The sequence below is a fragment of the uncultured Bacteroides sp. genome, from assembly GCF_902491285.1.
Lineage (GTDB): Bacteria > Bacteroidota > Bacteroidia > Bacteroidales > Bacteroidaceae > Bacteroides.
This window is the reverse complement of record NZ_CABUHK010000144.1, coordinates 1-6,468: the sequence shown is the minus strand read 5'-3', so window position 1 is coordinate 6,468 and position 6,468 is coordinate 1. Positions and strand designations below refer to the sequence as shown.

The following is a 6,468-nucleotide window of genomic DNA, read 5'->3' as shown; positions in this document are numbered from 1 at the left end:
TGAGTTCTTCTAACAGGCATCATAATTTTAGTCTCCTATCTTTAAGTTAAACATTTTATTAATTCAAGTTTGAACTTCGGAACTTTCACTTCCGGTGGTGGGGATTATTCCGGTATTCACCGTCTGTTCTTGAACCGTCGTTCACTCTTAATAGTGCAAACCTTATGCCAGGAGATTTTTATGACTGAATTTGTCTATTTGTCATTAAAACAATGTCAATTTTACCTGTTTGATGCCAAAATGTGTTCTGTTTTTATTTATTTTATATAATATAGGTATTAATTTGATAATCTGTTTATTTCTTCTCGACTAATTTGAATCTTAATCTTAGCGTTTGTCTTTCTTCATCATAATCATAACTAATGATTTTGAAACTTCCAACTTCAGAGGTATTGGATACATGCGCGCCGATACAGGCACAGGCATCATAATCTCCAATACGAATGATGCGAAGTGTTTCGCTGGCGTCAGCGGGCAGTTTGCTTAGGTCTACGATGTCCTTTGCCTGTTCGTGTGTCATAAACTCGACAGTTACTGGTAAATTCTGACTGATAACTTCATTTACCTTGTTTTCGATAGCTTGTATTTGCTCCGCTGTCGGGCAAGATGAAAGAATATAGTCGCATTTGCTTTTTTTTCTTTCTATGTGGGCGTTGCGGGAGCGCGGGCAACCGAAGGTTTTTACCATGGTAGCGTTTAATAAATGCTCTGCTGTATGCATGGGAGGATACTCCTGCTTGTTGTGGTCGTTGAGTTGAGGTTGTTGTTCCATTATTATTATTTTTCAATTATAATTTTCTCTCCAAAGAAATGGGGTTGTTTGTCTATTGCTAAGTCGATAAATATTTTTACTCTTGCAAATAGTTCCCGGATATTGGTTTTTAATCCTGAATAGGTATCCACGTGTTTGGCGTTATAACCGATAGCATCTATTCTATTCTTTTTAGGATTCCAAACGTATAGGCATAAAAAAAGGAGCAACGCCTTGCTCCAACCTTTGTTAACCTTAAATCTAATACTATGAAAAACACATTGCAAAGGTACGGACTTTTGCGACAATAGCAAATAATTCAAGAAAAACAATATGTTATATAACATAGATTAAGGATTTGAGGGCTCGCATTAACGCTTATTTGCTGGTTAAGCAACGAAATATAAGAGAAATCTTTATCTTTGCGTGCAATTAATACACTAATACTTAAAAATATAAAGATGAAAAGGAAAAGGATAGGCCAGTGGGTATTATTGGCTGTTATTTGTTTTAGTTTCTCAATAGGAGAGACATTTGCTCAGAAAAAGGATTTTGCAAACCTGGCTCGCTATGCTAAAGAGAATGCAGCATTGCCGAAACCGGCAAAAAAAGAGAAAAGGGTTGTGTTCATGGGAAATTCCATTACCGAAGGATGGGTGCGGACTCATCCGGACTTTTTTAAGACGAACGGATATATCGGTCGTGGTATTAGCGGACAGACTTCCTATCAGTTCTTGCTGCGCTTCCGTGAAGATGTGATAAATCTTTCTCCGGCTTTGGTAGTCATTAATGCCGGAACCAATGATGTGGCAGAAAACACGAATCCTTACAATGAAGATTATACTTTTGGCAATATCGTTTCTATGGTCGAACTGGCTAAGGCAAATAAGATAAAGGTGATATTGACTTCTGTACTTCCTGCTGCGGCTTTTAAATGGAGAATGGAGATAAAGGATGCTCCACAGAAGATTCAGGCTTTGAATGCCCGTATAGAGGCTTATGCTAAAGCTAATAAAATTCCGTTCGTTAATTATTATAAGGCAATGGTGGCCGATGATAATCAAGCTTTGAATCCTCAATATACAAAAGATGGGGTTCATCCGACGGGTGAGGGATATGATATAATGGAGCCGTTGATTAAAGCAGCGATAGACAAGGCGCTTTAAAGAATATTGGCAGACTTTGATACATCGGTCATAAATAAGTGAATTTTTGTAGTCGAAACTAGTGAATAAAATAGCGTCACTATCCGGTTGGTATAGTGACGCTATGTGGTTACGATAGTGACGGTATCCTACCCGGATAGCGTCACTATTTTTATATGCTGTGCTGAAATAAGAAATGCAGGATAAGTATGGGCATAAAAAAAGGAGCAACGCCTTGCTCCAACCTTTGTTAACCTTAAATCTAATACTATGAAAAACACAGTGCAAAGATACGGACTTTCGTGATATTTGCAAATTATCAGTGAATGATTAGTGTTTTTATAACACTCGTTAAATGTTTGCTTCCAGTATTATAGACTTGTTAAGATTCTCCATCTTCCGTAATAGATGGAGAATGAAAAATCTTATCCCCATTTTTCTTTCATTAAATCTTCCAGTTTCAGTAATTCGTCACGATATTGGGCAGCTTCAATGAATTCCAACTTCTTGGCAGCTTCCTGCATAAGTTTGCGGGTACGCTCGATACTCTTCTCCATTTGCGGTTTACTCATATACTGTACCACCGGATCGGCTGCGATATTGGGCGTGGCAGGTTCAATATAAGCATGTTTCTCTTTCAGCAATTCATTTGCTTCGGAGTTTGCATTACCAAATACGGCCAGGTTTCTAGCCTTCTTGATTTGTTGCGGAGTAATGCCGTTTGCTTCATTATACGCCAATTGTTTTTCACGGCGACGGTTAGTCTCGTCAATGGTCAACTTCATGCTGTCCGTCATCCTGTCGGCATACATGATCACTTTTCCGTTTACATTACGTGCGGCACGTCCTGCGGTCTGTGTCAGAGAGCGATGTGAGCGGAGGAATCCTTCTTTATCTGCATCAAGAATGGCTACAAGGGACACTTCAGGGAGGTCTAATCCTTCACGAAGCAGATTCACCCCGATTAGTACATCATAGATTCCTTGCCGGAGATCATCCATGATTTTGACACGTTCGAGGGTATCGACATCGCTATGGATATAGTTACACCTTACATTATTGTTAAGAAGGTATTCTGTCAACTCTTCTGCCATTCGTTTGGTCAGCGTGGTGACAAGCACACGTTCTTTCTTCTCAATCCGCAGTTGGATTTCCTCCATCAAGTCGTCAATCTGATTCAGGCTCGGACGGACTTCAATAATCGGATCCAACAAGCCGGTAGGGCGGATCACTTGTTCCACAACAATACCTTCAGACTGGATTAACTCGTAATCTGCCGGTGTGGCACTGACGTAAACGACTTGTTTCGCCATCTCCTGAAACTCTTCAAATTTCAACGGGCGGTTGTCCATAGCGGCAGGCAGACGGAAACCGTATTCTACAAGATTGATTTTACGTGCACGGTCTCCCCCGTACATAGCGCGGATTTGCGGTACGCTGACGTGGCTTTCGTCAATGACTATCAGAAAATCCTCCGGGAAAAAGTCAAGCAGGCAGTAGGGGCGGGTACCGGCAGCACGACCGTCGAAATAGCGGGAATAATTTTCAATACCGGAACAATGACCGAGTTCCCGAATCATTTCCATATCGTAAGTGACCCGTTCATAGAGCCGTTTAGCTTCATATTCTTTGCCGATGGACTCAAAGAAAGCCACTTGTTTGGTCAAGTCGTCTTCTATTTCGTGAATAGCGCGGAGAGTGGCTTCTTTGGTAGTCATAAACAGATTCGCCGGATAAATCTTGTAAGCATCCAATGGAGCGGTAGTGACACCTGTAATAGGGTCTACCTCCTCTATGCCATCAATTTCATCTCCCCAGAAAGTGACACGAAGCAGATTGTCCGTATAAGCCAGGTAAATATCCACCGTATCACCTTTCACGCGGAAATTACCACGGTTGAGGTCAATATCGTTACGCACATACAAACTGTCTACCAGCCGGCGAAGGAATACGTTGCGATCCATCATGCGTCCCCGTTCTATCTCGATTACATTCTTGTAAAAGTCCGACGGATTTCCCATACCGTAGATGCAGGACACGGAAGAGATTACCACCACATCTTTCCGTCCGGAGAGCAGGGCGGAGGTGGCGGCAAGACGCAACTTGTCAATTTCGTCATTGATAGCCAAATCCTTTTCTATATATGTATCACTGCTTGGCAGATAGGCTTCCGGCTGATAGTAATCATAGTAAGAAACGTAATATTCCACCGCATTATTGGGGAAAAATCCTTTAAACTCGCCATACAACTGTGCGGCCAGCGTTTTATTATGACTCAGAATCAATGTCGGTTTGTTGATATTGGCTATCACATTGGCAATGGTAAATGTTTTTCCCGAGCCGGTGACTCCCAATAAAGTCTGTGCAGGGACTCCCTGGAGTATCCCTTCAGTCAGTTGTGCGATAGCTTCCGGCTGATCCCCGGTAGGCTTGTAAGCTGATGTTAGTTCAAAATTCATAGTTAATCCTAAAAAGTGGAGCAATATTCGGCAAAATAATCGAGATTACAAATCATTTTTCCAAATAAATCCTTTACTTTGCAACATATTAATATCAAAAAACAGATTCATACAACTAGTAATACCAGAAACACATGATTTGGAATGAGAGCATTGAGTGTATGGACCGCGAAAGTCTTCGCAAGATTCAAAGCATACGACTCAAGAAAATTGTAGATTACGTTTATCACAACACGCCTTTTTATCGGAAGAAGATGCAGGAGATGGGGGTTACTCCCGATGATATCAATAGCATTGATGATATTGTGAAACTGCCGTTTACCACGAAACATGATTTAAGAGATAATTATCCGTTCGGACTCTGTGCGGTGCCGATGAGTCAGATTGTACGTATCCATGCATCCTCCGGTACTACCGGAAAGCCGACTGTCGTTGGATACACCCGTAAGGACCTGTCCTCATGGGCGGAGTGCATATCCCGTGCTTTTACCGCATATGGGGCAGGCCGTTCTGATATATTCCAGGTATCTTATGGATATGGTCTTTTCACGGGCGGGTTGGGCGCACATGCCGGAGCTGAAAATATTGGGGCTTCCGTTATCCCGATGTCCAGTGGAAATACGGAGAAACAGATTACTTTGATGCATGATTTCGGCTCTACGGTACTTTGTTGTACACCTTCTTATGCACTTTATTTGGCGGATGCTATCAAGGATTCCGGTCTGCCGCGTGAAGAATTCAAGTTGAAGGTCGGCGCGTTCGGTGCGGAACCCTGGACGGAAAATATGCGTCATGAAATCGAGGAAAAGCTGGGCATCAAGGCTTATGATATTTATGGCTTGAGTGAAATAGCCGGGCCGGGGGTTGGCTATGAGTGTGAATGCCAGCATGGCACTCACTTGAATGAAGACCATTATTTCCCCGAAATTATCGATCCGAATACTTTGCAACCGGTAGAGCACGGTCAAACAGGCGAACTGGTATTTACACATCTTACTAAAGAAGGTATGCCGTTGCTTCGTTACCGTACGCGCGATCTGACCGCTTTGCATTACGATAAGTGTTCTTGTGGCCGTACATTGGTACGAATGGACCGCATCCTGGGACGTAGTGATGATATGCTGATTATCCGTGGTGTAAACGTATTCCCGACGCAAATCGAATCTGTTATTCTCGAGATGGCGGAATTTGAACCGCATTATCTGTTGATAGTAGGTCGTGAAAACAATACCGATACGATGGAGCTTCAGGTGGAAGTTCGTCCGGATTTCTATTCCGACGAGATTAACAAGATGCTGGCTTTGAAGAAGAAACTGGCGGGACGCCTGCAAAGCGTGCTCGGCTTGGGAGTCAACGTGAAGCTGGTAGAGCCGCGCAGCATTGAGCGTAGCGTAGGCAAAGCGAAGCGAGTGATTGATAACAGAAAAATTTAATACCTGAACTTACAATATAATACTTTACAATTATGGTAGCAAAACAACTTTCTATCTTTTTGGAAAATAAGTCAGGCCGTTTGACGGAAGTGACTGAAGTGCTGGCGAAAGAAAATATAAATCTTTCTGCCTTGTGCATCGCAGAAAATGCCGATTTTGGTATTTTGCGTGGAATCGTATCCGACCCGGATAGAGCATATAAAGCTCTGAAAGATAACCATTTTGCAGTGAATGTGACTGATGTGGTCGGCATTAGCTGCCCGAACATACCGGGCGCGTTGGCTAAAGTACTGGGATTCTTATCTGATGAAGGGGTGTTTATCGAATATATGTATTCGTTTGCCAATAACAATATCGCTAATGTGGTGATCCGCCCCAGCAATCTGGATAAGTGTATCGAAGTGCTGAAAGAAAAGAAGGTCGACTTGTTGGCAGCGAGCGACTTGTATAAACTGTAAATTTCAGATTGAATGTAGGAAGTAAACAATGAATGGCAAATAATATGCGGTGGATGGGCTGTGCTTTTAGTGGATAGTGCAGTTTGTTCACCGCATATTGTTTACGGTTTGACGTCATTTTCTCCCCTTTTGTCGATGTTTAACGCCTTTTATGTATTAAAAAACATAGATTAATTGCTAAATTCCCAGCGAATAAGTAACTTTGCGCATTATTTTTAAATA

5 protein-coding genes and 1 pseudogene are annotated in these 6,468 nt (G+C 42.1%); 3 read left to right on the top strand and 3 right to left on the bottom strand.

Annotated features, from left to right (window positions below; all coding sequences use genetic code 11):
• Window positions 1–295 precede the first annotated feature (295 nt).
• Window positions 296–772 carry a hypothetical protein gene (locus tag RDN93_RS21320; protein ID WP_308747334.1) on the bottom strand — a complete coding sequence of 159 codons (477 nt, stop codon included), beginning with the start codon at window positions 770–772 and terminating at the stop codon, window positions 296–298.
• Window positions 773–777: 5 nt separating this feature from the next.
• Window positions 778–942 (bottom strand): annotated as a pseudogene (locus RDN93_RS21315) (vancomycin high temperature exclusion protein); the annotation flags it as partial.
• 270 nt (window positions 943–1,212) lie between these two features.
• Between RDN93_RS21315 and RDN93_RS21310 the strand changes: the two are divergent.
• On the top strand, window positions 1,213–1,917 hold the full coding sequence (locus RDN93_RS21310; RefSeq protein WP_308747333.1) for an SGNH/GDSL hydrolase family protein: 705 nt from the start codon (window positions 1,213–1,215) through the stop codon (window positions 1,915–1,917).
• 404 nt (window positions 1,918–2,321) lie between these two features.
• On the opposite strand, the gene uvrB is transcribed toward RDN93_RS21310, so the two are convergent.
• A complete protein-coding gene (gene uvrB, locus RDN93_RS21305; protein ID WP_308747332.1) occupies window positions 2,322–4,355 on the bottom strand; it encodes an excinuclease ABC subunit UvrB in 2,034 nt (677 codons plus the stop codon).
• A 134-nt stretch (window positions 4,356–4,489) separates the two neighbouring features.
• On the opposite strand from uvrB, the gene RDN93_RS21300 reads away from it, so the two are divergent.
• On the top strand, window positions 4,490–5,788 hold the full coding sequence (locus tag RDN93_RS21300) for a phenylacetate--CoA ligase (RefSeq protein ID WP_308747331.1): 1,299 nt from the start codon (window positions 4,490–4,492) through the stop codon (window positions 5,786–5,788).
• Window positions 5,789–5,820: 32 nt separating this feature from the next.
• Window positions 5,821–6,246 (top strand): amino acid-binding protein, encoded by a 426-nt coding sequence (locus RDN93_RS21295; protein WP_308747330.1) that lies wholly within the window; start codon window positions 5,821–5,823, stop codon window positions 6,244–6,246.
• The last annotated feature ends 222 nt before the right edge of the window (window positions 6,247–6,468 follow it).